This is a genomic window from Streptomyces sp. NPDC049541 (genome assembly GCF_044465725.1).
GTDB lineage: Bacteria > Actinomycetota > Actinomycetes > Streptomycetales > Streptomycetaceae > Streptomyces.
The window spans coordinates 114397-137869 of record NZ_JBITLY010000005.1; the positions used below are offsets into that span (position 1 = coordinate 114397).

Here is a 23473-nt window from a genome sequence, read left to right on the forward strand (position 1 = left end):
TTCCGAAGAAAACCGTTTCACGCCGTCGTCACTAACAATCCCCTAATAATTCGGACTTACGTTCCTGTCCGTGACGGGACTCGATGACAGCGCGGACGCGGGCAGACCGAGGGGCCGGCGGTCGAAGGTACTGAAGATCGCCGGCCTCACCATGGCGGGCGTGCTGGTGCTGGGCGCGGCTGCGGCGGGCTGGGCGTACTGGCATCTCGACCACAACATCAAGAGCGTCGACATCAACCAGGCGCTCGGCGACGACCGCCCGGCGAAGGCGCTGATCACACCCTCGCCGTCCGCATCCCCCCTCCCGACCGGCTCCCTGAACATCCTGGTGCTGGGCTCGGACTCGCGCAGCGGCAAGGAGAACAAGGCGCTCGGCGGGGGCGACAGCTCCGGCGCCCGCTCCGACACGGCGATGGTCGTGCACATCGACGCGGGCCGGAAGCAGGCCACTTTCGCCAGCATCCCGCGTGACACGCTCGTCACGCGTCCGTCCTGCCCGCTGAAGTCCGGCGGGAAGACGGCGGTGGCATACAACACGATGTTCAACAGCGCCTATTCGGTGGGCGGCGCGGTGTGCGCCGTGAAGACGGTCGAGTCGATCACGAACGTCCGCATGGACCACTACATCGAGATCGACTTCTCGGGCTTCGCGAAGCTGGTGAACGCACTCGGCGGTGTCACCGTGACCACCGACCAGGACATCGACGACGACGACAGCCACCTTCACCTGAAGGCGGGCACCCACACCCTGAACGGCAAGCAGGCCCTCGCCCTTGCCCGCACCCGGCACGGCATAGGCGACGGCAGCGACCTGGGCCGCATAGGCCTGCAGCAGAAGCTGGTGAAGGCGCTGCTGGAACAGATCTCCTCGACGAACCTGTTCACCGATCCCGCCAAGCTGTACTCGGTGGCCGAGGCGGTGACCAGCAGTCTGACCACCGACACCGGCCTGGACTCGCTGAGCGAACTGGTGAGACTCGGCGAGAGCCTGAGGGGCCTGTCCGCGGACCGGGTGAAGACGGTGATGATGCCGGTGGTGACCGCGCCCTCGGACCCCAACCGGGTGGTGGCGAAGGAGCCTGCGGCGAGCGAACTCTGGAAGTCGCTCCGCTGAACTCTCGCTGACGTGTTCACCGAAAAGCTGGACGACTGCTGCAACCAGCGGGCGTCCAGTGGTGTCTGTTGCAGTGACCACACAGCAGTCATCACGGGGGAACACTGATGTCCAACTCGCGTTCGTACAAAGCTTGGTCCGTACCGCTGATCGCCGGATTACTCGCGCTCGGCGGGATCCCCGCCCTCGCGGGCAGCGCCGCGGCCGCCCCGCAGTCCGTCCACAGCGTCAAGGACGACTTCAACGGCGACGGCTACAAGGACCTCGCCGTCGGCGCCCCGATCGCCACCATCGGCGGCAAGCGGGGTGCGGGCTACGTCACCGTCATGTACGGCGGCCCGCACGGTCTGACCAAGGACCACCGCACCGTCATCAGCCGCTCCACCAGCGGAATCCCGGGCGATCCCGAAGCGGGCGAGAACTTCGGCTACCAGCTGTCCACGGGGGACCTGGACGGCGACGGGCACACCGACCTGATCATCGGGCAGGCCTCCTCGACCCGGGACGCGGTCGTCGTCTGGGGCGGCCAGAACGGCCTGTCCGGCGGGGTGTCCGTGCCCGCCGCGACCACCCAGGCCGGTGACTTCGACGGCGACGGCAAGCAGGACCTGGTCCTGTTCCGCGGCGGCCGCGCCCCGGGCGACGACCCGCTCGGCACCGAGGCCACCGTCTGGCGGGGCCCGATCTCCAGGACCGGGAAGCCGACCGCCACGCAGGACTTCGGCTCGACCAGGGTGGAGCCCTTCGACGTGATGTACGCGGCCGCCGGGGACGTCAACGGCGACGGCCGTGACGACCTCGCGCTGACCGTCTACACCGGCGACGGCGGCATCGGCTCCCAGCTCTTCCTGGCGAATCCCTCCGGAGGCGCCTTCACGTATGCCGACTCGCCCCAGGGCAGCGGCCAGGTGGCCTTCGGCGACGTCAACGGCGACGGCTTCGACGACGTCGTCCGGGGCGTCCCGAACGACTCCACGGTCACCGTGGCCCTCGGCTCGGCCTCCGGTCTGAAGCCGTCGTCGACCTGGAAGTCGTACAACCAGGACACCGAAGGAGTCCCCGGCGCCAAGGAGGAGGAGGACCTCTTCGGCTACGCGGTGTCCGCCGGTGACGTCAACGGCGACGGCTTCGCCGACGTGGCCGTGGGCGCGCCCGGCGAGAAGCTCGGCGACAAGGACGGGGCGGGCATGGTCGACGTCCTCTACGGCGGCCGCGACGGTCTGACCGGCACCGGCGCCCAGGGCTTCAGCCAGGACACCGACGGCGTTCCCGGAGCCGCGGAGGCGAGCGACAACTTCGGCAACGCGGTCAGCCTCCTCGACATCAACGGCAACGGCTACGCGGATCTCGCGGCGGCGGCGGCCGGCGAGAACAGGCCGGAAGGCGGGAACACCGGTGAAGGCGCGGTCTGGTCGCTGCGGGCGCGTCCCGCAGGCATCGTGACGGACGCGGCGTTCACCTTCGGTCCCCGGACGGTCGGGGCGCCGACCGACCGGGCGTGGTTCGGCGGTTCGCTGTCGTAGCAGGTCAGGCCCACGCCTGAGGGGCCGGGAAAAAATCTCCGAAGAAATCCGCGGGGTCTGTCGATCCCGGCCTCTCCCGATCGACGCACTGGTGAGAGGCCGGGAAGGACCGGCCCCGTAGCACCGAGGAGTCACCATGCCGCGTTACCTGTCGATCGTGAAGCTCGACGAGAGCACCGTGCCCGCGGAGGGCCCCAGCCCCGAGCTGATGGAGCGCATGGGCGAGCTGATCGAGGAGATCACCAAGGCCGGGGTCATGCTCGACACGGCCGGGCTGACCCCGCAGGTCCAGGGCAAGCGGGTGCACTGGGAGGGCGGGGACCTCACCGTCACGGACGGGCCGTTCACGGAGTCCAAGGAGGTCATCGGCGGCTACGCCATCATGCAGTGCAAGGACATGGACGAGGCCCTGGAGTGGACCAAGCGGTTCGTGAAGGTTCACGAGGAGCACTGGACGGTGACCTGCGAGGTCCGGGAGATCGCGGAGGGCTGAGGGCTCTTCCTTGGCCTGACGCCGGGGCGGGTGTCGAATGGGGGGCTGTGAGCCCACAGTCCCCCGCCGACCCCCGCCACGCCATCGAGACCGTCTTCCGCCTCGAATCCCCGCGCATCATCGCCGCCGTCGCCCGTCTCGTCCGCGACGTCGGCATCGCCGAGGAGCTCGCCCAGGACGCCCTGGTGGCCGCCCTGGAGCAGTGGCCGCGCGACGGCGTGCCCGACAACCCGGGCGCCTGGCTCATGGCCACCGCCCGCCACCGCGCCGTGGACCTGATCCGGCGCCGCGAGAACTACGCCCGCAAGCTGCAGGAGATCGGCCGCACCCTCGACACCACCGCCCCGCCCGAGGAGCCCGCCGACCCCGACGACATCGACGACGACCTGCTCCGCCTGGTCTTCACCGCCTGCCACCCGGTCCTGTCCGCCGAGGCCCGCATCGCCCTCACCCTGCGCCTCCTCGGCGGTCTGACGACGGCCGAGATCGCCCGCGCGTTCCTCACCCCGGAGCCCACGGTCGCCCAGCGCATCGTCCGCGCCAAGAAGACCCTCGCCACCAGGAACATCGCCTTCGAGGTGCCCTACGGCCCCGAACGCGAGGCCCGGCTCGGCTCCGTCCTGGACGTCATCTACCTGATCTTCAACGAAGGTTACGCCGCCACGGCCGGCGACGACTGGCTGCGTCCCGCGCTCTGCGAGGACGCGCTGCGCCTGGCGCGCGTGCTGTCCGGCCTGATGCCCAAGGAGCCCGAGGTGCACGCCCTGACCTCCCTCCTGGAGTTCCAGGCGTCCCGCGCGGCCGCCCGCACCGGCCCGAACGGCGAACCCGTCCTCCTCAGGGACCAGAACCGCCGCCGCTGGAACCGCATGCTCATCGCCCGCGGCATCACGGCCCTCCACCGCGCGGACGCCACCGCCACGGGGGCCCCCGGCCCGTACGCCCTACAGGCCGCCATCGCCGCCTGCCACGCGCACGCGTACACCTACGAGGAGACCGACTGGAAGAGCATCGCGACGCTGTACGGCCTGCTCGCCGCCCGCGCCCCGTCCCCGGTCGTCGAACTCAACCGCGCGGTCGCCGTCTCCATGGCTCAGGGCCCGGCGCAGGGCCTGGCGCTCGTCGACGCCCTGGCCGCCGAACCCACCCTGCGCGACTACCACCTGCTGCCCAGCGTGCGTGGCGACCTGCTGGCACGGCTGGGGCGCACGGCCGAGGCGCGCGAGGAGTTCGAGCGGGCGGCGGGGCTTGCGAGGAACGAACGGGAGCGGGAGCTGCTGCTGCGCCGTGCGGCCGAGCCGTCCTGATCAGGCGGGGTGCCCGACGAGCATGGTCGGCGCCCCCGCCACACGGGTCAGGAACACGGTGGCTGCGTTCGGCCCCTGCGGCTTCACTTTCTTCCGCAGCTCCTCCGGCTCGACGGCCGACCCCCGCTTCTTCACGGTCAGCGTCCCGACCTCCCGCTCCCGCAGCAGCGCCTTCAACTTCTTGACGTTGAAGGGGAGTTGATCGGTGATCTCGTACGAGGCCGCATACGGCGTCGGCCGCAACTCGTCGGCGGTGATGTACGCGATGGTCGCGTCGACCAGCCCGCCGTCCAGCTGCTCGGCCACCTCGGCGACCAGATGGGCGCGGATGACGGCGCCGTCCGGCTCGTACAAGTACCGCCCGACGGGCCGGACTTGGGGGTCGGGCAGTGTCGCGGCGGGTGAAGCCCACACAGCGGCTCCGGAGGGCAGCAGCATTGCCCGCCGCGCGCCCGGTGTCGTGTGAGGGCCGAACCAGAGCACGGCCTCCTTGACGTCACCCCCGTCCGAGATCCACTCGGCCTCCGCGTCCGTGGGAATCGCCTCGTGAGGAATGCCCGGCGCAATCTTCAGCGCGGCGCGCGGCGCCTTGCGGGCGGCCTCGACGGCCCACGACAGGGGCGGGGAGTAGGCCTCCGGGTCGAAGATGCGGCCGCGCCCGCCGCGCCGGGCCGGGTCGACGAACACGGCGTCGTAGCCGGCCGTGTCCACCTCGGTGACGTCCGCCTCGCGCACCTCGATCAGTCCGGCCAGCCCGAGCGCGTCGGCGTTCGCGCGCGCCACGGCCACCGTCGCCGGATCCCGGTCCACGGCGAGGACCTTGATCCCGGCCCGGGCGAACGCGACGGCGTCCCCGCCGATCCCGCAGCACAGGTCGGCCACGGACCGCACGCCCGCCGCCCGGAAGCACTCCGCCCGGTACGTGGCGACGCTCGCCCGCGTCGACTGCTCCACCCCGTTCGGCGTGAAGAACATCCGCTCCGCGTCCTCGGCGCCGAACTTGGCCGCCGCCCGCTGCCGCAGCCGCGCCTGCCCGAGTGCCGCCGACACCAGCCCGGCGGGGTGGTCGCGGCGCAGCCGGGTGGCGACGGCGAGCTCGTCGGCGGGGGCCGTGCCGCGCACCTCGTCGAGGAGGGCGCGGCCTTCGGGGGTGAGCAGGTCGGCGAGGTCGTTCACCGGCCCATTGTGGGCCAGTCGGTGGACGGTGCGCCTCCGGCCGCGTGGCGGGCCGGGATCCGGACGGTGGCCTGCGATGATCCGGCACCATGCGAGCAGTAGTACAAAACGATAAAAATCGTGCCTATGGGGTGACATGGCTCCGCGGTGGGATCGCCGTGCTCGCCGTCGCGGCCATCGCCTCGGGCTGTGCCCAGTTCGGCGGCCCGCCGGTGCACCCGGCCCCCGGCCAGGAGGCGCCCCTGCACGCGCCCCCGGCCCGTGCCCTCGACTCGTACGCCGTGAAGCTGCGCTCCGCGTACGTCGCGCGCGCCGCCGCGGCGCGCCACTGGGGCCTGAAGAGAGTCCCGCTGACGGCGCCGCCGCCGCCCGCGAAGAAGCCGAAGATCAGGGCGCGCAAGGGCTTCGAGGTGGACGACCAGGAGGAGCTGAACCTCCCGCCCGTCTTCACGACCGTCCCGACCAAACAGAAGGTCGTGTTCCTGACCATCGACGACGGCGCCGAGAAGGACCCGGCGTTCCTGCGGATGATGAGCGACCTGAAGATCCCCTACTCCGCCTTCCTCAGCAACTTCCTGATCGAGGACGACTACGCCTACTTCCGCCGGATGCAGTCCGAGGGGGTGACCCTCAACAACCACACACTCACCCACCCCTACCTCCCGGGCCTGTCGTACCGGGAGCAGAAGCACGAGATCTGCGGGATGCAGAAGATCATGAAGAGGCGGTTCGGCAAGGCCCCGACCCTCTTCCGCCCGCCCTTCGGGGACTACAACCAGGACACCCTGATGGCCGCCAAGTCCTGCGGCATCAAGTACGCGCCCATCTGGGACGAGGAGGTCTTCGTCGACCACTGGGAGTACCGCGAGGACGACCGGGACCTGCACCCCGGCGACATCGTCCTCACCCACTTCCGCGGCCGTGACGAGTGGGACGGCACGATGGTCGACGACATGCGCCGCTTCCTGAACCGGGTCACGGCCGAGGGCTATGCGGTCGCCCGCCTGGAGGACTACGTCTGAAGTCCACGGCCGCTGACTCTTCATCAGTACCGGGCACGGCGCCTCAGCCCGTCCGGCGTTTGAGGACGAGGCCGTTCAGGCCGAAGCGGGGGTTCTGGGGGCGGCAGCCCCCCAGGACGTCCACCGAGCCCCCGGTCACCGAAAACCCGCCGACGCGCCGCGGGCATTGGCACTCCGCTTGACCGAGTGCTAATCGCGGTCATAGTCTCGGCTCTGGCACTCCCCACTGGAGAGTGCCAACCACGCGACGGGCAGGTCCGGCACCCGCGACGACGGATCCACCTGGTCGCCACCTCAGACAGTTAACCCCGTGAGATCTCCGAAGGGGGAGGTCGGATCGTGACGACCGCCAGCTCCAAGGTTGCCATCAAGCCGCTCGAGGACCGCATCGTGGTCCAGCCGCTCGACGCCGAGCAGACCACGGCCTCTGGCCTGGTCATCCCGGACACCGCGAAGGAGAAGCCCCAGGAGGGCGTCGTCCTCGCCGTGGGCCCGGGCCGCTTCGAGAACGGCGAGCGCCTGCCGCTCGACGTCAAGACCGGCGACATCGTGCTGTACAGCAAGTACGGCGGCACCGAGGTGAAGTACAACGGCGAGGAGTACCTCGTTCTCTCGGCTCGCGACGTGCTCGCGATCATCGAGAAGTAAGGGGATCTGGGGTCACCCCCAGAAATCCTGCACCTGCTTCTTCACCGAAGCATTTTGCTTGTGAGCTGCGCCCCGGGTTCCCGCGACCTTATGAAGCCGGGCGTCCGGGGCGCGGTTCGTTTCACCCACGTTTTCCGAGAGGGCTGAACCGCTCCCATGGCGAAGATCCTGAAGTTCGACGAGGACGCCCGTCGCGCCCTCGAGCGCGGCGTCAACAAGCTGGCCGACACGGTCAAGGTGACCATCGGCCCCAAGGGCCGCAACGTCGTCATCGACAAGAAGTTCGGTGCGCCCACCATCACCAACGACGGCGTCACCATCGCCCGTGAGGTCGAGGTCGAGGACCCGTACGAGAACCTCGGCGCGCAGCTGGTGAAGGAGGTGGCGACCAAGACCAACGACATCGCGGGTGACGGCACCACCACCGCCACCGTGCTCGCCCAGGCGCTGGTGCGCGAGGGCCTGAAGAACGTCGCCGCCGGTGCCTCCCCGGCGCTGCTGAAGAAGGGCATCGACGCGGCCGTGGCGGCCGTCTCCGAGGACCTCCTCGCCACCGCCCGCCCGATCGACGAGAAGTCCGACATCGCCGCCGTGGCCGCGCTCTCCGCGCAGGACCAGCAGGTCGGCGAGCTCATCGCCGAGGCGATGGACAAGGTCGGCAAGGACGGTGTCATCACCGTCGAGGAGTCGAACACCTTCGGTCTGGAGCTGGACTTCACCGAGGGCATGGCCTTCGACAAGGGCTACCTGTCGCCGTACTTCGTGACGGACCAGGAGCGCATGGAGGCCGTCCTGGAGGACCCCTACATCCTCATCAACCAGGGCAAGATCTCCTCCATCGCCGACCTGCTGCCGCTGCTGGAGAAGGTCATCCAGACCAACTCCTCCAAGCCGCTGCTGATCATCGCCGAGGACGTTGAGGGCGAGGCCCTGTCCACCCTGGTCGTCAACAAGATCCGTGGCACCTTCAACGCCGTCGCGGTGAAGGCCCCGGGCTTCGGCGACCGCCGCAAGGCGATGCTGCAGGACATGGCGATCCTCACCGGCGCCACCGTCATCTCCGAGGAGGTCGGCCTCAAGCTCGACCAGGTCGGCCTGGACGTGCTCGGCTCCGCCCGCCGCGTCACGGTCACCAAGGACGACACCACCCTCGTCGACGGTGCCGGCAACTCCGAGGACGTCGTCGGCCGCGTGGCCCAGATCAAGGCCGAGATCGAGAACACGGACTCCGACTGGGACCGCGAGAAGCTCCAGGAGCGCCTCGCGAAGCTGGCCGGCGGCGTGTGCGTGATCAAGGTCGGCGCCGCCACCGAGGTGGAGCTGAAGGAGAAGAAGCACCGTCTGGAGGACGCCATCTCCGCGACCCGCGCCGCGGTCGAGGAGGGCATCGTCTCCGGTGGTGGCTCCGCGCTGGTGCACGCCGCCAAGGTGCTCGAGGGCGGCCTGGGCAAGACCGGCGACGAGGCCACCGGTGTCGCCGTCGTCCGCCGCGCGGTCGTCGAGCCGCTGCGCTGGATCGCCGAGAACGCGGGCCTGGAGGGCTACGTCATCACCTCCAAGGTCGCCGAGCTCGACAAGGGCCAGGGCTTCAACGCCGCCACCGGCGAGTACGGCGACCTGGTCAAGGCCGGCGTCATCGACCCGGTCAAGGTCACCCGCTCCGCCCTGGAGAACGCGGCCTCCATCGCCTCCCTGCTGCTGACGACCGAGACCCTGGTCGTCGAGAAGAAGGAAGAGGAAGAGCCGGCCGCCGCGGGCCACGGCCACGGCCACGCCCACTGACCTCGGTCAGCAGTCGCCACGAGGGCCCGGCACCCCTGGGGGTGCCGGGCCTTTCGCCGTCCGCCTACTTCTCCAGCCCCTCCAGCGCGCCCAGTTGCGCCATCAGCCCCAGCCGGTCGTACTCCCACCAGCCTTCGACGATCTTCCCTTCCTCATTGCACCGGAAGATGGTCGTGCCCGTCATGACGACGTTCTTCCCGGTGGACGGGAGCCCCATGAACTCACCGGTCTGGGTACCGCGCCAGGTCCACCGGGTGCTCACCCGGTCACCCTGCGAGATCTGGTCGTCGATGCCGAAGGTGAAGTCGAACCCGCTGCGCCACATGCCGATCTCACGCCGCATGGCGTCCATGCCCATGGTGTCCTGCTCGTTGGCGGGATCGTGGTCGTGGTAGTTCTCGGCGATGAGATCGTCGAGCGGCGGCAGCTCGCCCCTGACGGCGATGGTCTCGAAGAACCGCCGCACGTTCGCCGCGTACAACTGCTCGTCGCGCACGACGTCCAGGTCGGTGAAGGTCGGCATCTCGTCGCAGAGAGCCACCATCTCGCGGAAGATCTTGTCGGTCTCGGGCAGGTTGGAGTTCCGCATCGCCTCCTCGTACGAGGGGAACTCCACGATCTCGATGAAGTGGGACGCGTCGGAGTGGTCCTTGCCGACCACCGCGTGCGTCGCCGTCCGCTTCCCCCTGGTCTGTTCGACCCAGGTGTCCATCAGCCGGTTGATGTCGTCGAACCGGCTGGTCTTGCAGTCGATGATCTGAACGAAGGTCATGGTCTCGCCTCCGGTCCCCAAGGTCCGGTTGAACAGCACCATTCTCCCACCGGGGCCCCACGGCGCCCCCCGAGCGCCGGGAGGCTACTGCGGCCCGTACTTCCGGCCGGTCCGTGAGGTGATCCCGCCCAGCAGGCCCCGGGGCGTCACCTTCACGATCCCCATCAGCGCCTTGTACCGGGCGTCCGGGACGGACAACGTCTTCCCGCGCGCCAGGTCCGACAGCGCCGCCGCCACCAGCTTGTCGGCATCGAGCCACATCCACCCGGGGATGTTGTCCGTGCCCATCCCGGCCCGCTGATGGAACTCGGTGCGCACGAACCCCGGGCACAGCGCCATCAACCGCACCCCGCTGCCCGCCAGGTCCCTGGCCGCCCCCTGCGTGAACTGCACGACCCACGCCTTGGAGGCGCCGTACGTGCCGCGCGGCACGAAGGCGGCCACGGACGCGACGTTGACGACGCCACCGCGGCCGCGTTCGCGCATCGCCTCGGTCGCCGCCATGGTCAGCCGCAGCACCGCCTCGCAGTGCACCTTGAGCATCTGCAGCTCGTCGACGAGGGGTACGTCGAGGAAGCGGCCCTTGTTGCCGAAGCCGGCGTTGTTGATCAGCAGGTCGACGGGGTTCCTGCGGTCGGCCAGGCGCGCGGCCACGGCCTCGATGCCCTCGTCCGTGGCGAGGTCGGCGGTGAGCACCTCCGCCTCGATGCCGTGCCGGTCGTGCAGTTCGGTCGCCTGTTCCTGCAGCCGTTTGGTGTCGCGGGCGACGAGCACCAGGTTGTGCCCGTCGGCCGACAGCCGCCGCGCGAACGCGGCGCCGATGCCCGCGGTCGATCCCGTAATCAGAGCCGTTGTCATGGCCCAAGGGTAGTGACCCGGACTGGGGGGCTCCGATCCCTGCACAGGCCCCCGACGCCGGTGAAGACTGCGGGAAGGGCAAGTACCTGACGGTTCGTCAGGAACCGTGCTTCTTCAGGTACAGACGCGCCGCCTCGCGGCCGTCCGGATGCAGCGCCTCGCCCGCCGCCAAGAGCCGCGGCAGCAGTTGCCGCTCCGTCGTGACCGCCCGGAACTGCAGCGCCACCGTCACGTCGTGGTCCGGCCGGTGCACGATCTCGACCGGGTCGCCGGGACGGATCTCGCCGGGCTCGATCACCCGCAGATACGCGCCCGGAGCACCCTTCTGCGTGAACCGCTTCACCCACCCCTTCTCGCCCAGATGGCCCTGGAAGGTGAGGCAGGGGATCCGCCCGGAGGTGACCTCGAGGACGACCTCCGGTCCGATCCGCCAGCGCTCGCCGATCAGTGCGCCGGATATGTCGAGGCCCTCGGTGGTGAGGTTCTCGCCGAACGAGCCGCTCGGCAGCGGACGCCCCAACTCGCGCTCCCAGTCGTCCAGGTCCTCGCGCGCGACCGCGTACACCGCCTGGTCGTCGCCCCCGTGGTGGCGCAGTTCGCACACCGCGTCCCCGGCCAGCCCGCTAGCACCGACCCCCTTGGGCCCCGGCGCCGCCACCCGCACCGGCCCGTCGACCGGCTGCTTGTCGATGCCGGTCACCCCGTCCGGCTGGCCGGTGTACGGCACGGCCTTCGGGCGGCCGAGGTTCACAGACAGAAGCTTCATGCCCGAAACAGTAGGTGACCCGGCTCAAAGCGTCGACGCATTATCGGGCATCTGGCCAAAGGATCACTTATCCTCGAACCGTGATCGAAGCCCGCCATCTGCGCGTTCTGCGCGCCGTCGCCACCACCGGGTCCTTCTCGGCCGCGGGGCGCGAACTGGGCTGTACGCAGCCCGCCGTCAGCCAGCAGATGAAGGCCCTGGAGGCGTCGGTCGGCACGCCGCTGCTCGTCCGCGGCGGACGCGAGATGCGGCTGACCCAGGCCGGTGAGGCGCTGGTGCGGCACGCCTCGGGAATCCTGGCCGGGCTCACGGCTGCGGAGGAGGAGGTCGCCGCCATCGCGGGGCTGCGCGCCGGCCGCGTACGGCTCGTCTCGTTCCCGAGCGGCAGCTCTACGCTCGTGCCCACCGCCCTCGCGGCCCTGCGCGCCGCGCACCCCGGCACCCGGGTCTCCCTGGAGGAGGCCGAACCGCCCGCCTCGGTCGAGCTGCTGCGCGAGGGCGACTGCGACGTGGCGCTGGCCTTCCGCTACGAGCGCGCGGCGGGCGCGGAGGAGTGGGACGACCTCGTCGTACGGCCGCTGCTGAGCGACCGGCTCGTCGGACTCGTGCCCGAGCGGCACCGACTCGCGCAGGCCCCGGCCGTGTCCATCGGGGACCTCGCGCACGAGCCGTGGATCGCCGGATGCCCGCGCTGCCGCGGGCAGTTGGTCGAGGTGTGCGAGAGCGCCGGGTTCACCCCGCGCATCGACTTCGCCACCGACGACTATCCGGCCGTCGTCGGCCTGGTCGGTGCCGGTCTCGGCGTCGCCGTGCTGCCGCAGCTCGCCATCGAGTCGGTACGGCCGCGGCACGCGCGCGTGCTGACGCTGGAGCCGGCGGTGCGGCGGGAGATCGTGGCGCTGACGCTTCCCGACCTGGCCCAGGTGCCCGCGGTCGCGGCGACCCTGGAGCAACTGGCGCGCGCAGCCGCGCGGCAGTGAAGAAGGGCACGCACGCGTGCCCTTCTCATGGGGAGCTCGGGTTCCGGGAGCTCAGGGACCCAGGAGCGCAGAAACGTTCCTTCAATTGTTCGAGACGCCGTCCCCGGCGGTCGCCGCCGCCACCAGCCGGTTCCGTGCCCGCCCCATCAGCTCTTCGCGCTCGTCCTCGGTCAGGCCGCCCCACACGCCGTACGGCTCTCTCACCGCCAGCGCGTGCGCCGCGCACTGCGCGCGCACCGGGCACCTCATACAGACCTCCTTGGCCGAGTTCTCGCGAGCGCTCCGGGCCGCACCGCGCTCACCCTCCGGATGAAAGAAGAGCGAGCTGTCCACCCCGCGACAGGCGGCCAGAAGCTGCCAGTCCCACAGGTCCGCGTTCGGTCCGGGAAGGCGGGAGAAATCTGCCATTGCGTGACCCCTTGTAGCCGTTCTGAGCGGATACGGTGCCCACGACCGTATATCTACGATCTAAGGTTATGAAAATATGACTCATTGCGAATCTAGCCTCAGACACCAGTAGATGGGAAGAAAAAGGGCTAAATGGGGCATGGGTTGTGATGAAACGTTGAGGGTCCGCCCTGTGTGTCTGCACCGTGTCCGTGCCCTCACGTAGAGTGCCGAAGATGGCACACGGCCCCGTAACTCTTTCGAGTGACCATCGTTGAGAGTGCGGAGGCGGTTGAAGCAACAAGTGCTCGGGCAGGCGTCCGAGACGGTCGACCGCACAGGTGACGATTCGTACCAGCCTGGAGGCTCAAGGTGACGTGCATCAGCTGCGGAGGGCGGCCATGACATCCGTCCTCGTCTGCGACGACTCCCCGCTTGCCCGAGAGGCGCTCCGCCGCGCGGTCGCGACCGTGCCCGGCGTCGAGCGCGTGACGACCGCGGCCAACGGCGAGGAAGTCCTCCGCCGCTGGGGCGCCGACCGTTCGGACCTGATTCTGATGGACGTACGCATGCCCGGACTGGGCGGCGTCGAGACCGTCCGCCGGCTGCTGTCCGCCGATCCCGGCGCGCGCATCATCATGCTCACCGTCGCCGAGGACCTGGACGGCGTGGCCCTCGCGGTCGCCGCGGGTGCCCGCGGCTATCTGCACAAGGACGCCTCGCGCGCGGAGTTGCGCGCGACCGTCACCCAGGCGCTCGCCGACCCGACCTGGCGGCTGGCCCCGCGCCGGCTGCGCTCCGCCGAGATGGGCGCGGCGCCCACGCTCACGGCGCGTGAGATCCAGGTCCTGGAGGGCATGAGCCACGGCCGCTCCAACGCGGAGATCGGCCGCGAGCTGTTCCTCTCCGAGGACACCGTGAAGACGCACGCCCGGCGGCTCTTCAAGAAGCTCGGCGCCTCGGACCGGGCGCACGCCGTGGCGCTCGGTTTCCGCTGGGGCCTGGTCCGCTAGGCCGGTCGGGTGTGTTGCAGCGGGGGTTCGAGAACCCCCGCCCACCGCGAGGTGGGTCGGACCGGGCGACCCCGGGGAAGTTCGGGCACGCCCTCACAGCGCCCGGCACGCGCGCGCTTCGGTGCACCGGTCAAAGGCCCTGGCAGCTCTGCTGCGAGGGCCTTTGACCGGCATGCCGTGAGCACGCGCCGGCCTCGACGCCGGCCGCTCCCGTGGGGCGCGGGAAACGGCACCCGTACCCCCTCGGAGCCGCTTGTCAAAAGGCCCCGCCGGGCACCCGATGCTCGTTTCGGCGCGGATGCCGCATCCTTGAGGTGTGGAGTCTCTCGGGGACGAGTCGGTCGAGCGGAAGGGGAGGGCGCAAGGGATGAGTTCCGGCGCACCTGCTCATAACGCTTCGGTGCACAACATGGGACACGGTGCCACGGCCCACGCGGCCGCAAGGCACCATGGACCGATGCGCGACGACGAGGCGGCGAATGCCGCAGGGGCGATCGGTGCACTCGTCCATCGCGCCGTGGACGGGGACGAGCAGGCCACACACGATCTGCTGGCCCATGTCCACCCCTTGGCGCTGCGCTACTGCCGCACCCGTCTGTCCCGTCTGCCGGGTGATGCCCGGCACTTCGTGGAGGACCTCGCGCAGGAGGTCTGCGTCGCCGTCCTGCTCGCGCTGCCGCGCTACAAGGACACCGGCCGTCCCTTCGAGGCGTTCGTCTTCGCCATCGCCGCGCACAAGGTCGCGGACCTGCAGCGGGCGGCGATGCGGCACCCGGGGTCGACGGCGGTCCCGTCCGACGAGATGCCCGAGCGGCCGGACGACTCGCTGGGCCCGGAGGAGCGGGCACTGCTCAGCAGCGACGCCGAATGGGCCAAGAAACTGCTGGCCAACCTGCCGGAGAACCAGCGCGAGCTGCTCCTGCTGCGGATCGCGGTGGGTCTCACGGCCGAGGAGACCGGACAGATGTTGGGAATGTCACCCGGAGCGGTGCGGGTCGCACAGCACCGGGCACTGAGCCGGCTCAGGGCGCTCGCGGAGCAGTGACCCCACTGCCGTAAGGGCCTTCCTTGAACAGGGCTCCCGACGATTCCGTACGAACATACGAAGCCCGGAGTCACGCGGAACCGTGGAATTCGAGAGCCGTGCTTCCCGTTAGCATGGACATCCGCACCGATCAAGGCCATTTGGGGAAGGTGTCATGACTGCAAACGTCGACGGAGTGCCCGGTAAATTCGCGACACTCGGGCTGACCTACGACGACGTGCTGCTGCTGCCGGGCGCATCCGAGGTGCTCCCCAACGCGGTCGACACCTCGTCCCGCATCTCCCGCAACGTCCGGGTCAACATCCCGCTGCTCTCCGCGGCGATGGACAAGGTGACCGAGTCCCGCATGGCGATCGCGATGGCCCGCCTCGGCGGCGTCGGCGTGCTGCACCGCAACCTGTCCGTGGAGGACCAGGTCAACCAGGTCGACCTGGTCAAGCGGTCCGAGTCCGGCATGGTCACCGACCCGATCACGGTGCACCCGGAGGCCACGCTCGCCGACGCGGACGCCCTGTGCGCCAAGTTCCGCATCAGCGGTGTCCCCGTCACCGACCCGGCCGGCAAGCTCCTCGGCATCGTCACCAACCGCGACATGGCCTTCGAGTCCGACCGCGGCCGCCAGGTGCGCGAGGTCATGACGCCGATGCCGCTGGTCACCGGCAAGGTCGGCATCTCCGGTGTGGACGCCATGGAGCTGCTGCGCCGCCACAAGATCGAGAAGCTGCCGCTGGTCGACGACAACGGCATCCTCAAGGGCCTCATCACGGTCAAGGACTTCGTCAAGGCCGAGAAGTACCCGAACGCCGCCAAGGACGCCGAGGGCCGGCTGCTGGTCGGTGCCGCCGTGGGCGCCAGCCCCGAGGCCCTGGAGCGCGCCCAGGCGCTCGCCGAGGCCGGTGTGGACTTCCTGGTCGTGGACACCTCGCACGGCCACAACAGCAACGCGCTGAGCTGGATGTCGAAGATCAAGTCGAGCGTGTCCGTCGATGTGATCGGCGGCAACGTCGCCACCCGCGACGGCGCGCAGGCCCTCATCGACGCCGGTGTCGACGGCATCAAGGTGGGCGTGGGCCCCGGCTCCATCTGTACGACCCGTGTCGTCGCCGGCATCGGCGTCCCGCAGGTCACCGCCATCTACGAGGCCTCCCTCGCCGCCCGCCCGGCGGGCATCCCGCTGATCGGCGACGGCGGCCTGCAGTACTCCGGCGACATCGGCAAGGCGCTCGCCGCCGGTGCAGACACCGTGATGCTCGGCAGCCTGCTGGCCGGCTGCGAGGAGTCGCCCGGCGAGCTGCAGTTCATCAACGGCAAGCAGTTCAAGTCGTACCGTGGCATGGGCTCGCTCGGCGCCATGCAGTCCCGCGGCCAGGCGAAGTCGTACTCGAAGGACCGCTACTTCCAGGGCGAGGTCGCCTCCGACGACAAGCTCGTGCCCGAGGGCATCGAGGGCCAGGTGCCCTACCGCGGCCCGCTCTCCAGCGTCCTGCACCAGCTCGTCGGCGGTCTGCGCCAGACCATGGGCTATGTGGGCGCGGCCACCATCGAGGAGATGGAGTCCAAGGGCCGCTTCGTGCGGATCACCTCCGCGGGCCTCAAGGAGAGCCACCCGCACGACATCCAGATGACGGTCGAGGCGCCGAACTACAGCCGCAAGTAGTCGCCAAGCAGTCAGCAGGCTCCTTCAAGGGCGGTTCCGGAAGCACCGGGGCCGCCCTTGTCGTACCCGTCGGCGATACTGGAAGACGCTGAAACGCATCAGGGAAAGGCCACAGACGTGACTGAGATCGAGATCGGGCGCGGCAAGCGCGGCCGCCGGGCGTACGCCTTCGACGACATCGCCGTCGTCCCCAGCCGCCGTACGCGGGACCCGAAGGAGGTCTCGATCGCCTGGCAGATCGACGCCTACCGCTTCGAGCTGCCGTTCCTGGCCGCCCCCATGGACTCCGTGGTCTCCCCGGCCACCGCGATCCGCATCGGCGAGCTCGGCGGCCTCGGCGTGCTGAACCTCGAGGGCCTGTGGACGAGGTACGAGGACCCGCAGCCGCTGCTCGACGAGATCGTCGGCCTCGACGCGGACCGGGCCACGCGCCGGCTCCAGGAGATCTACGCCGCCCCCATCAAGGAGGAGCTGATCGGCGCGCGCCTGAAGGAGGTGCGCGACTCCGGCGTGGTCACGGCGGCCGCGCTCTCCCCGCAGCGCACGGCGCAGTTCTCCAAGGCCGTGGTGGACGCGGGCGTGGACATCTTCGTCATCCGCGGTACGACGGTCTCCGCGGAGCACGTCTCCGGCTCGCACGAGCCGCTGAACCTGAAGCAGTTCATCTACGAGCTCGACGTCCCGGTGATCGTCGGTGGCTGCGCCACGTACACGGCGGCCCTGCACCTGATGCGCACGGGCGCGGCGGGCGTGCTCGTCGGCTTCGGCGGCGGCGCCGCTCACACCACGCGCAACGTGCTGGGCATCCAGGTCCCGATGGCGACCGCGGTCGCGGACGTGGCGGCGGCGCGTCGTGACTACATGGACGAGTCCGGCGGCCGGTACGTGCACGTGATCGCGGATGGCGGCGTCGGCTGGTCCGGCGACCTGCCGAAGGCGATCGCCTGCGGTGCGGACGCCGTGATGATGGGCTCCCCGCTGGCGCGCGCGACGGACGCTCCGGGCAAGGGCCACCACTGGGGCATGGAGGCCGTCAACGAGGAGCTGCCGCGCGGCAAGAAGGTCGACCTGGGCACGGTCGGCACGATCGAGGAGGTGCTGACCGGCCCGTCGCACACTCCTGACGGCTCGATGAACCTCTTCGGTGCGCTGCGGCGGGCGATGGCCACGACCGGCTACAGCGAGCTGAAGGAGTTCCAGCGGGTCGAGGTGACGGTGGCGGACTCGCAGCACAAGCGGTAGGGCTTACGGCGTGAAGGGGGCCGGTCACCTGGTGGGGTGACCGGCCCCCTTCGTATGCCTGGGGCTTGCGCGGGGCGCGTGGGGCGGTGCGGGGCGTGCGGTTGCGTTCGACGCAGAAACGGGCTGGTCAGCCGGGTCGAGGGCGATAACGTCCGTATCGGCGCCCCAGGTTGCTGGAGCGCCCCCTTCCAAGGACTTGGTTCCGGACCCCGCTCCTCGGGGCCCTGCCCGATTTCCAACGGACCGTCCACCGGGCACTGGGCGGCCTCGTGGAAGGGGGCGCCCATGGGACGTCACCGCAAGCCCACCCGCTGGGACCGAAGCCGTCTGTGGATGGTGAAGTGCCGGAGGAGGTGGATCTTGCGGATTTTCGGATGGCGAGCGGCCGCCCCCACGACAACCAGGGGCGGACACTCCGTGCACCATCCAGGAGCCTGCCGCAGCGCTCTCTGCGGTGGGCTCCACCTAGTGGGTGTGATGGTGAGCGGCCGTCCCTAAACAACCTAGGGGCGGACACTCCCTGATCCATCCACGAGCCCGCCGCAGTGCCCTCTGCGACCGGCCCCACCTGCCTCCGTAAGGTACCCGCGCCGCGCCCCCCATGCCACCAGCCCCGGAGCCTGCCGCACCCGCGCGCCCCCCTTCACAACCGACGCGCCTCCCCGCCCCGCACAGGCAGCGTCAGACCGCCGCCTTCTTGGCCCCCGTGAACGCGACGTACGCCGCGATCGCGAAGAACACGAACGTCAGCGGGTCGGCATCCGCCTTCCAGGCCTCCTGGACCACGCTGAGGTGCTGGAAGAAGACCTCACTGAAGCCGACCTTCACCTGGTCCGCGATCAGCATCGCCTCGCCCACCAGCTGGCCGAGGTAGACGGCACCCAGGGACAGGACTGCGCTCGCGACCGGCAGCACCGGGTTGCGGCCGCCGACGCGGCCCGCGGCGAGACCGATCAGGAAGCCGACGCCGACCGCCGCCCACCCGATCTCGTGCTTGGTCATGCCGATGATCGCGCCGTAGACACCGGCGACGACCAGGGCGGCGACGAAGGCCGCCGCCAGACCGAGGCCGATGTTGTTCTTCACCGGAGCGGGAGCCGGTGCGTACGGAACATCCGGCGCAGCAGGCGGCGGTACGGTGCCCGGCTGCTGGCCGTCCGTGTCGGCGTCGGCCGGCTGGGACTGGGGCTGCTGCGGTGGCGTTGGAGCTGACTGGCTCATGACAGAAATCCCCCCACGGGATGGAACAAGCGGATGGTGAAGCGAAGGAAATGTGCGCACACATGTGCGACGAGTAAAGGGAGAGTAACAGGTGGAGGGGGCAGGCCGACCAGCGAAATTTGCCGTCACAGACGGTGGGCGGCCCCCGTCGGCACGGCTCCGCGGGTGTCCAGCAGCAACTGTGCCTTCACCGACAGGCCTTGGAGGTCGTACGTGCGGTGCTGCTGGAGCAGGATCGTCAGATCGGCCTCGGCCGCGGCCTCGTAGAGGGCGTCCGCGCGCGGGACCGGCCGGCCCTGGACGCTCCAGGACGGGACGTGCGGGTCGTGGTAGCTGATCGAGGCGCCCAGTTCCATGAGGCGGACGGCGATCTCCGGGGCGGTGGTGCCCTGTTGGTCGGCGAGGTCCGGCTTGTAGGTGACGCCCAGGAGCAGCACGCGTGCGCCGCGCGCCGACTTGCCGTGCTCGTTGAGGAGGGCTGCGGCGCGCTGGACGACGTAACGGGGCATCTGGCTGTTGACCTGCTGGGCGAGTTCGACCATGCGCAGGCGGCCGGGGGCACCGGTCAGGTCCTGGGGGACGGCGTGGCCGCCGACGCCGGGGCCGGGGCGGAAGGCCTCGAAGCCGAACGGCTTGGTCTCCGCGCAGCGGATGACGTCCCAGACGTCGACGCCGAGGTGGTTGCAGAGGACGGCCATCTCGTTGACGAGCGCGATGTTGACGTGCCGGAAGTTGGTCTCCAGGAGCTGCACGGTCTCCGCCTCGCGCAGTCCACGCGCGCGTACCACCTTGTCGGTGAGACGGCCGTAGAACGCGGCGGCGGACTCGGTGCAGGCGGAGGTGAGGCCGCCGATCACCTTGGGGATGTTGGCGGGGGTGAAGGCGCGGTTGCCGGGGTCGACCCGGCTGGGTGAGTAGGCGAGGTGGAAGTCGCGGCCCGCCTGCAGCCCGGAGCCGTCCTCCAGGAGGGGGCACAGGAACTCCTCGGTGGTGCCCGGGGGGACGGGCGACTCCAGGATGACCGTGGTGTGCGGGCGCAGTCGGGCGGCCAGGGCGCGGGCGGCCGCCTCCACCTGGCCGAGGTCGAGCTTGCCGTCGGCGCCGCGTGGGGTCGGCACGCAGATGACCGCGGTGCGGACGCGGCCGAGCTCGGCCGGGCTGGTGGCGTGCCGGAAGCCCCCCGAGAGCATCCGGCGCAGTTCGGCGGGGCTGAGGGAGCCCTGCTCGGGCCCGGTCCGGTAGCCGAGTGTGGGGATGCCGGCCGCTACGGCTGCCTGGGCCAGGGGCAGGCCGAACGGGCCGAGTCCGATGACGGCGAGATCTGCGGGCATGGGGTGGGCCGTCCTCCCAGTAACCGAAGCGGGGCAGGTGCGCAAGTCCTGTGGACAGGACAGGCGAAGTGCAATGTCACACTAGGAGTAAATATGACCGATTTGCGGGATTGGTTGTCCGTGTTTTCCGCAGGTCTCGGGAATGTTGTCCACAGGCTGGGGGCGACTGGTGGCTGAAGCCGGGCAAGCCGGTCAGAATTTTGGGCATGGGGGATAGAACCGGGCTTCGCCCGACGGGTGCGGCCGACGCTACCGACAGCGGGAGGCAGCGGTGAGGACAGCGACACTGGGGCCGGCGCAGCGCGCCGAGGCACTGGCGGGAATGGCCGAGCGCGAGCTGGACGTACTGGTGGTGGGCGGCGGCGTGGTCGGTGCGGGCACCGCCCTGGACGCCGTGACACGCGGACTGTCCACCGGCCTGGTCGAGGCGCGGGACTGGGCGTCGGGCACCTCCAGCAGGTCCAGCAAGCTGATCCACGGCGGGCTGCGCTATCTGGAGATGCTCGACTTCGCGCTCGTACGGGAGGCGCTGAAGGAGCGCGGCCTGCTGCTGGAGCGGCTCGCCCCGCATCTGGTGAAGCCGGTGCCGTTCCTGTACCCGCTGCAGCACAAGGGCTGGGAGCGGCTGTACGCCGGTTCGGGCGTCGCGCTCTACGACGCGATGTCGATGGCCCGCGGACACGGGCGCGGCCTGCCCACGCACCGTCACCTGACCCGCCGCCACGCCCTGCGCGTGGCACCCGCCTTGAAGAAGGACGCGCTGGTCGGGGCCCTGCAGTACTACGACGCCCAGATGGACGACGCGCGTTATGTGGCCACCCTGGTGCGCACGGCGGCGGCGTACGGCGCGAGGGCCGCCAACCGCGCGCGCGTGACGGGCTTCCTGCGGGAGGGCGAACGCGTCGTCGGCGCGACCGTGCAGGACGTCGAGGCGGGCGGCGAGTACGAGATCCGCGCCAAGCAGATCGTCAACGCGACCGGTGTGTGGACCGACGACACCCAGGCGATGGTGGGCGAGCGCGGCCAGTTCCACGTCCGGGCGTCCAAGGGCATCCACCTGGTCGTACCGAAGGACCGCATCAGCTCCTCGTCCGGGCTGATCCTGCGCACCGAGAAGTCCGTGCTGTTCGTCATCCCCTGGGGCCGGCACTGGATCGTCGGCACCACGGACACCGACTGGGACCTCGACAAGGCGCACCCGGCCGCCTCCAGCGCGGACATCGACTATCTGCTGGAGCATGTGAACTCGGTCCTCGCGGTGCCGTTGACCCGGGACGACGTGCAGGGCGTGTACGCGGGGCTGCGCCCGCTGCTGGCCGGCGAGTCGGAGGCCACCAGCAAGCTGTCGCGCGAGCACACGGTCGCCCATCCCGTGCCCGGCCTCGTCGTGGTCGCGGGCGGCAAGTACACGACGTACCGGGTGATGGCCAAGGACGCGGTGGACGAGGCGGTCCACGGCCTCGACATGCGGGTCGCCGAGTGCGTGACGGAGGACGTGCCGCTGCTGGGGGCCGAGGGCTACCGGGCGCTGTGGAACGCGCGGGCGCGGATCGCGGCGCGGACGGGTCTTCATGTGGTGCGCGTGGAGCATCTGCTGAACCGGTACGGGTCGATGGCGGAGGAGGTCCTCGACCTCGTCGCCGGCGACGCCTCGCTCGGGGAGCCGCTGCAGGCCGCCGACGACTATCTGCGCGCCGAGGTGGTGTACGCCGCCTCGCACGAGGGCGCCCGCCACCTGGACGACGTGCTGACCCGGCGCACCCGCATCTCCATCGAGACCTTCGACCGGGGGACGCGCAGCGCACGGGAGGCGGCCGAGCTCATGGCGCCGGTGCTCGGCTGGGACAAGGACCAGATCGAGCGCGAGGTCGAGCACTACGAGAAGCGCGTGGAGGCCGAGCGGGAGTCGCAGCGGCAGCCGGACGACCTGACGGCGGACGCCGCGCGGTTGGGGGCGCCGGACATCGTGCCGCTGTAGGACGCCGGGCGACAGGCACCGGGACCTCACTCGAACGAGTGGCGCGATCTGGGATCTTCGTTCGGAACCCGGTCGTTCTACTCGGTGCGAGGGCAGAACTCGGCGGCGAGCAGGGCCGGTTCGAGGCCGGGATCTGCGATCGCCGTCGTGTTCACACGGAAGGTGAGGACATGCCGGCCGTCGGCGGTGGCTGCGGTGCGCACGTAGCTGCCGGTGATGCGTCCGTTGTGTCCCCACACCGTGATGCCGCACGGCAGCTTCTCGGGAAACAGGCCCATGCCGTACAGGCCGTGTGCGGTGCGGGTGTCGCGCATCTCGCGCAGCCGGCGCGAGGGCAGCAGTTCGCCGCCCAGCAGGGCCGCGTAGAAGCGGTCCAGGTCGGCGAGCGTGGTCACCAGCTCGCCCGCGGCTCCGGCCACCCGCGGGTCGAGTTCGGTGACGTCGGTTCCGTCGGTGGCGTAGGCGCGGCCGTGCGGAGAGGGCAGAGAGGTGCGGGAGCCCGGGAAGGAGGTGCCCGTCAGACCCAGCGGAGCGATGATGCGGCGCTCGGCCTCGGTGGCGTACGAGTGGCCGGTGACCTGCTGGATGACCATGCCGAGCACCACGTAGCCGGTGTTCGAGTAGGAGTAGCGGCCGGGGGCGCCCGGGGGGTGGGTGAGGGCGATGCGTACGGCCTGACGAGGGGAGAGGGGAACGAGGCCTCCGGTGTCGGCGGCGAAGTCGTGCAGGCCGCTGGTGTGGGTGAGCAGGGCGCGCAGGGTCATCGTGCGGCCGTCGTTGCCGGCTCCGTGCACCAGGCCGGGCAGATGCTGCTCGACGGTGTCGGACAGGGACAGCCGGTGTTCCGCCGCGAGTTGCAGCACGACCGTCGCGATGAACGTCTTCGTGATGCTGCCTGCGCGGAAGTGGTCGGCACGGGCGATGCCGCGGCCGGCCCGGGCGTAGCGGGTGCCGGAGTCGTCGTGGGCGAGGAGGGCCGCGGCGGGGGCTTGGCCCTGCGAGACCAGCAGGGGCAGGAGCGTGTCCGTGGCCGGTGCCGCGGGCGCCGAGGACGAGGGCGGGGACAGGGCGAGGAGCACCAGCGACACGGGCGCGGCCAGTAGCGTCCTGAGTGGCGGCATCGCGAGGTCCTCCCTTGTCGCGGCCCATCATCCAGGG

The 23473-nt window shown here is 70.4% G+C and carries 21 protein-coding genes; 13 read left to right on the forward strand and 8 right to left on the reverse strand.

Translation table 11 applies throughout. From position 1 onward, the window contains the following. Positions 1-151 precede the first annotated feature (151 nt). The 4 genes from ACIBW9_RS19880 (at position 152) to ACIBW9_RS19895 (ending at position 4437) form a co-directional block, all read left to right on the forward strand. Positions 152-1114, forward strand: a complete 963-nt coding sequence (locus ACIBW9_RS19880) for an LCP family protein (protein ID WP_398957626.1) — start codon at positions 152-154, stop codon at positions 1112-1114. A gap of 107 nt (positions 1115-1221) precedes the next feature. Next, positions 1222-2637: an FG-GAP and VCBS repeat-containing protein gene (locus tag ACIBW9_RS19885; protein ID WP_398956693.1), complete on the forward strand. Its 1416-nt coding sequence runs from the start codon at positions 1222-1224 to the stop codon at positions 2635-2637. 136 nt (positions 2638-2773) lie between these two features. Continuing rightward, positions 2774-3130, forward strand: a complete 357-nt coding sequence (locus ACIBW9_RS19890; protein ID WP_398956695.1) for a YciI family protein — start codon at positions 2774-2776, stop codon at positions 3128-3130. Between the two features lie 47 nt (positions 3131-3177). Next, complete coding sequence (locus ACIBW9_RS19895; RefSeq protein ID WP_398956697.1) at positions 3178-4437, forward strand: RNA polymerase sigma factor; 1260 nt, start codon at positions 3178-3180, stop codon at positions 4435-4437. Here ACIBW9_RS19895 and ACIBW9_RS19900 read toward each other — a convergent pair whose 3' ends face one another. Further along, positions 4438-5613, reverse strand: coding sequence for a methyltransferase domain-containing protein (locus ACIBW9_RS19900; RefSeq protein WP_398956699.1), 1176 nt, complete (start codon positions 5611-5613; stop codon positions 4438-4440). Between the two features lie 89 nt (positions 5614-5702). Here ACIBW9_RS19900 and ACIBW9_RS19905 point away from each other — a divergent pair, with 89 nt between their 5' ends. The 3 genes from ACIBW9_RS19905 to groL all read left to right on the forward strand — a co-directional run bounded on the left by ACIBW9_RS19905 (position 5703) and on the right by groL (position 9065). Continuing rightward, the gene (locus ACIBW9_RS19905; protein WP_398956701.1) at positions 5703-6635 is read left to right on the forward strand and encodes a polysaccharide deacetylase family protein; all 933 of its coding nucleotides are present in this window, start codon (positions 5703-5705) and stop codon (positions 6633-6635) included. Positions 6636-6974: 339 nt separating this feature from the next. After that, entirely contained in the window at positions 6975-7283 is a 309-nt protein-coding gene (gene groES, locus ACIBW9_RS19910) for a co-chaperone GroES (RefSeq protein WP_055493212.1), read from the forward strand. 156 nt (positions 7284-7439) lie between these two features. Further along, complete coding sequence (groL, locus tag ACIBW9_RS19915; protein WP_344404628.1) at positions 7440-9065, forward strand: chaperonin GroEL; 1626 nt, start codon at positions 7440-7442, stop codon at positions 9063-9065. Positions 9066-9129: 64 nt separating this feature from the next. Here the strand turns inward: groL and ACIBW9_RS19920 are convergent, their stop codons facing one another. From ACIBW9_RS19920 to ACIBW9_RS19930, 3 genes are all read right to left on the reverse strand, one after another. Continuing rightward, positions 9130-9837 carry an ester cyclase gene (locus ACIBW9_RS19920; protein WP_398956704.1) on the reverse strand — a complete coding sequence of 236 codons (708 nt, stop codon included), beginning with the start codon at positions 9835-9837 and terminating at the stop codon, positions 9130-9132. Positions 9838-9921: 84 nt separating this feature from the next. After that, positions 9922-10695 (reverse strand): SDR family NAD(P)-dependent oxidoreductase, encoded by a 774-nt coding sequence (locus ACIBW9_RS19925; protein ID WP_398956706.1) that lies wholly within the window; start codon positions 10693-10695, stop codon positions 9922-9924. 97 nt (positions 10696-10792) lie between these two features. After that, complete coding sequence (locus tag ACIBW9_RS19930; RefSeq protein ID WP_398956708.1) at positions 10793-11461, reverse strand: MOSC domain-containing protein; 669 nt, start codon at positions 11459-11461, stop codon at positions 10793-10795. A gap of 80 nt (positions 11462-11541) precedes the next feature. On the opposite strand from ACIBW9_RS19930, the gene ACIBW9_RS19935 reads away from it, so the two are divergent. Then, positions 11542-12441, forward strand: coding sequence for a LysR family transcriptional regulator (locus ACIBW9_RS19935; RefSeq protein WP_398956711.1), 900 nt, complete (start codon positions 11542-11544; stop codon positions 12439-12441). 81 nt (positions 12442-12522) lie between these two features. Here ACIBW9_RS19935 and ACIBW9_RS19940 read toward each other — a convergent pair whose 3' ends face one another. Beyond that, entirely contained in the window at positions 12523-12849 is a 327-nt protein-coding gene (locus ACIBW9_RS19940; protein ID WP_115906403.1) for a WhiB family transcriptional regulator, read from the reverse strand. Positions 12850-13229: 380 nt separating this feature from the next. Between ACIBW9_RS19940 and ACIBW9_RS19945 the strand changes: the two genes are divergently transcribed. The 4 genes from ACIBW9_RS19945 to ACIBW9_RS19960 all read left to right on the forward strand — a co-directional run bounded on the left by ACIBW9_RS19945 (position 13230) and on the right by ACIBW9_RS19960 (position 17785). Then, positions 13230-13841 (forward strand): response regulator transcription factor, encoded by a 612-nt coding sequence (locus ACIBW9_RS19945; RefSeq protein WP_003948568.1) that lies wholly within the window; start codon positions 13230-13232, stop codon positions 13839-13841. Positions 13842-14298: 457 nt separating this feature from the next. Beyond that, complete coding sequence (locus ACIBW9_RS19950) at positions 14299-14886, forward strand: sigma-70 family RNA polymerase sigma factor (protein WP_115906402.1); 588 nt, start codon at positions 14299-14301, stop codon at positions 14884-14886. Between the two features lie 154 nt (positions 14887-15040). After that, positions 15041-16543 (forward strand): IMP dehydrogenase, encoded by a 1503-nt coding sequence (gene guaB / locus ACIBW9_RS19955; protein ID WP_398956713.1) that lies wholly within the window; start codon positions 15041-15043, stop codon positions 16541-16543. 117 nt (positions 16544-16660) lie between these two features. Next, entirely contained in the window at positions 16661-17785 is a 1125-nt protein-coding gene (locus ACIBW9_RS19960; protein ID WP_030930340.1) for a GuaB3 family IMP dehydrogenase-related protein, read from the forward strand. 681 nt (positions 17786-18466) lie between these two features. On the opposite strand, the gene ACIBW9_RS19965 is transcribed toward ACIBW9_RS19960, so the two are convergent. Together ACIBW9_RS19965 and ACIBW9_RS19970 are read right to left on the reverse strand one after the other, a co-directional pair. Next, complete coding sequence (locus tag ACIBW9_RS19965) at positions 18467-19006, reverse strand: hypothetical protein (protein ID WP_398956717.1); 540 nt, start codon at positions 19004-19006, stop codon at positions 18467-18469. Between the two features lie 125 nt (positions 19007-19131). Then, positions 19132-20337 carry a nucleotide sugar dehydrogenase gene (locus ACIBW9_RS19970; protein WP_398956719.1) on the reverse strand — a complete coding sequence of 402 codons (1206 nt, stop codon included), beginning with the start codon at positions 20335-20337 and terminating at the stop codon, positions 19132-19134. A 271-nt stretch (positions 20338-20608) separates the two neighbouring features. Here ACIBW9_RS19970 and ACIBW9_RS19975 point away from each other — a divergent pair, with 271 nt between their 5' ends. Continuing rightward, entirely contained in the window at positions 20609-22315 is a 1707-nt protein-coding gene (locus tag ACIBW9_RS19975; RefSeq protein WP_398956721.1) for a glycerol-3-phosphate dehydrogenase/oxidase, read from the forward strand. A gap of 77 nt (positions 22316-22392) precedes the next feature. Here ACIBW9_RS19975 and ACIBW9_RS19980 read toward each other — a convergent pair whose 3' ends face one another. Further along, positions 22393-23436: a serine hydrolase domain-containing protein gene (locus ACIBW9_RS19980; RefSeq protein ID WP_398956724.1), complete on the reverse strand. Its 1044-nt coding sequence runs from the start codon at positions 23434-23436 to the stop codon at positions 22393-22395. Positions 23437-23473: the final 37 nt, after the last annotated feature.

Bases quoted from the DNA above. Each gene is read 5' to 3' on its own strand.
- ACIBW9_RS19930 (WP_398956708.1), bottom strand. From the start codon at position 11,461: ATGAAGCTTCTGTCTGTGAACCTCGGCCGCCCGAAGGCCGTGCCGTAC.
- ACIBW9_RS19940 (WP_115906403.1), bottom strand. From the start codon at position 12,849: ATGGCAGATTTCTCCCGCCTTCCCGGACCGAACGCGGACCTGTGGGAC.
- ACIBW9_RS19980 (WP_398956724.1), bottom strand. From the start codon at position 23,436: ATGCCGCCACTCAGGACGCTACTGGCCGCGCCCGTGTCGCTGGTGCTC.
- groL (WP_344404628.1), top strand. From the start codon at position 7,440: ATGGCGAAGATCCTGAAGTTCGACGAGGACGCCCGTCGCGCCCTCGAG.
- ACIBW9_RS19890 (WP_398956695.1), top strand. From the start codon at position 2,774: ATGCCGCGTTACCTGTCGATCGTGAAGCTCGACGAGAGCACCGTGCCC.
- ACIBW9_RS19945 (WP_003948568.1), top strand. From the start codon at position 13,230: ATGACATCCGTCCTCGTCTGCGACGACTCCCCGCTTGCCCGAGAGGCG.
- ACIBW9_RS19885 (WP_398956693.1), top strand. From the start codon at position 1,222: ATGTCCAACTCGCGTTCGTACAAAGCTTGGTCCGTACCGCTGATCGCC.
- ACIBW9_RS19965 (WP_398956717.1), bottom strand. From the start codon at position 19,006: ATGAGCCAGTCAGCTCCAACGCCACCGCAGCAGCCCCAGTCCCAGCCG.
- ACIBW9_RS19905 (WP_398956701.1), top strand. From the start codon at position 5,703: ATGCGAGCAGTAGTACAAAACGATAAAAATCGTGCCTATGGGGTGACA.
- ACIBW9_RS19880 (WP_398957626.1), top strand. From the start codon at position 152: ATGGCGGGCGTGCTGGTGCTGGGCGCGGCTGCGGCGGGCTGGGCGTAC.
- ACIBW9_RS19950 (WP_115906402.1), top strand. From the start codon at position 14,299: ATGCGCGACGACGAGGCGGCGAATGCCGCAGGGGCGATCGGTGCACTC.
- ACIBW9_RS19925 (WP_398956706.1), bottom strand. From the start codon at position 10,695: ATGACAACGGCTCTGATTACGGGATCGACCGCGGGCATCGGCGCCGCG.
- guaB (WP_398956713.1), top strand. From the start codon at position 15,041: ATGACTGCAAACGTCGACGGAGTGCCCGGTAAATTCGCGACACTCGGG.
- ACIBW9_RS19970 (WP_398956719.1), bottom strand. From the start codon at position 20,337: ATGCCCGCAGATCTCGCCGTCATCGGACTCGGCCCGTTCGGCCTGCCC.
- ACIBW9_RS19920 (WP_398956704.1), bottom strand. From the start codon at position 9,837: ATGACCTTCGTTCAGATCATCGACTGCAAGACCAGCCGGTTCGACGAC.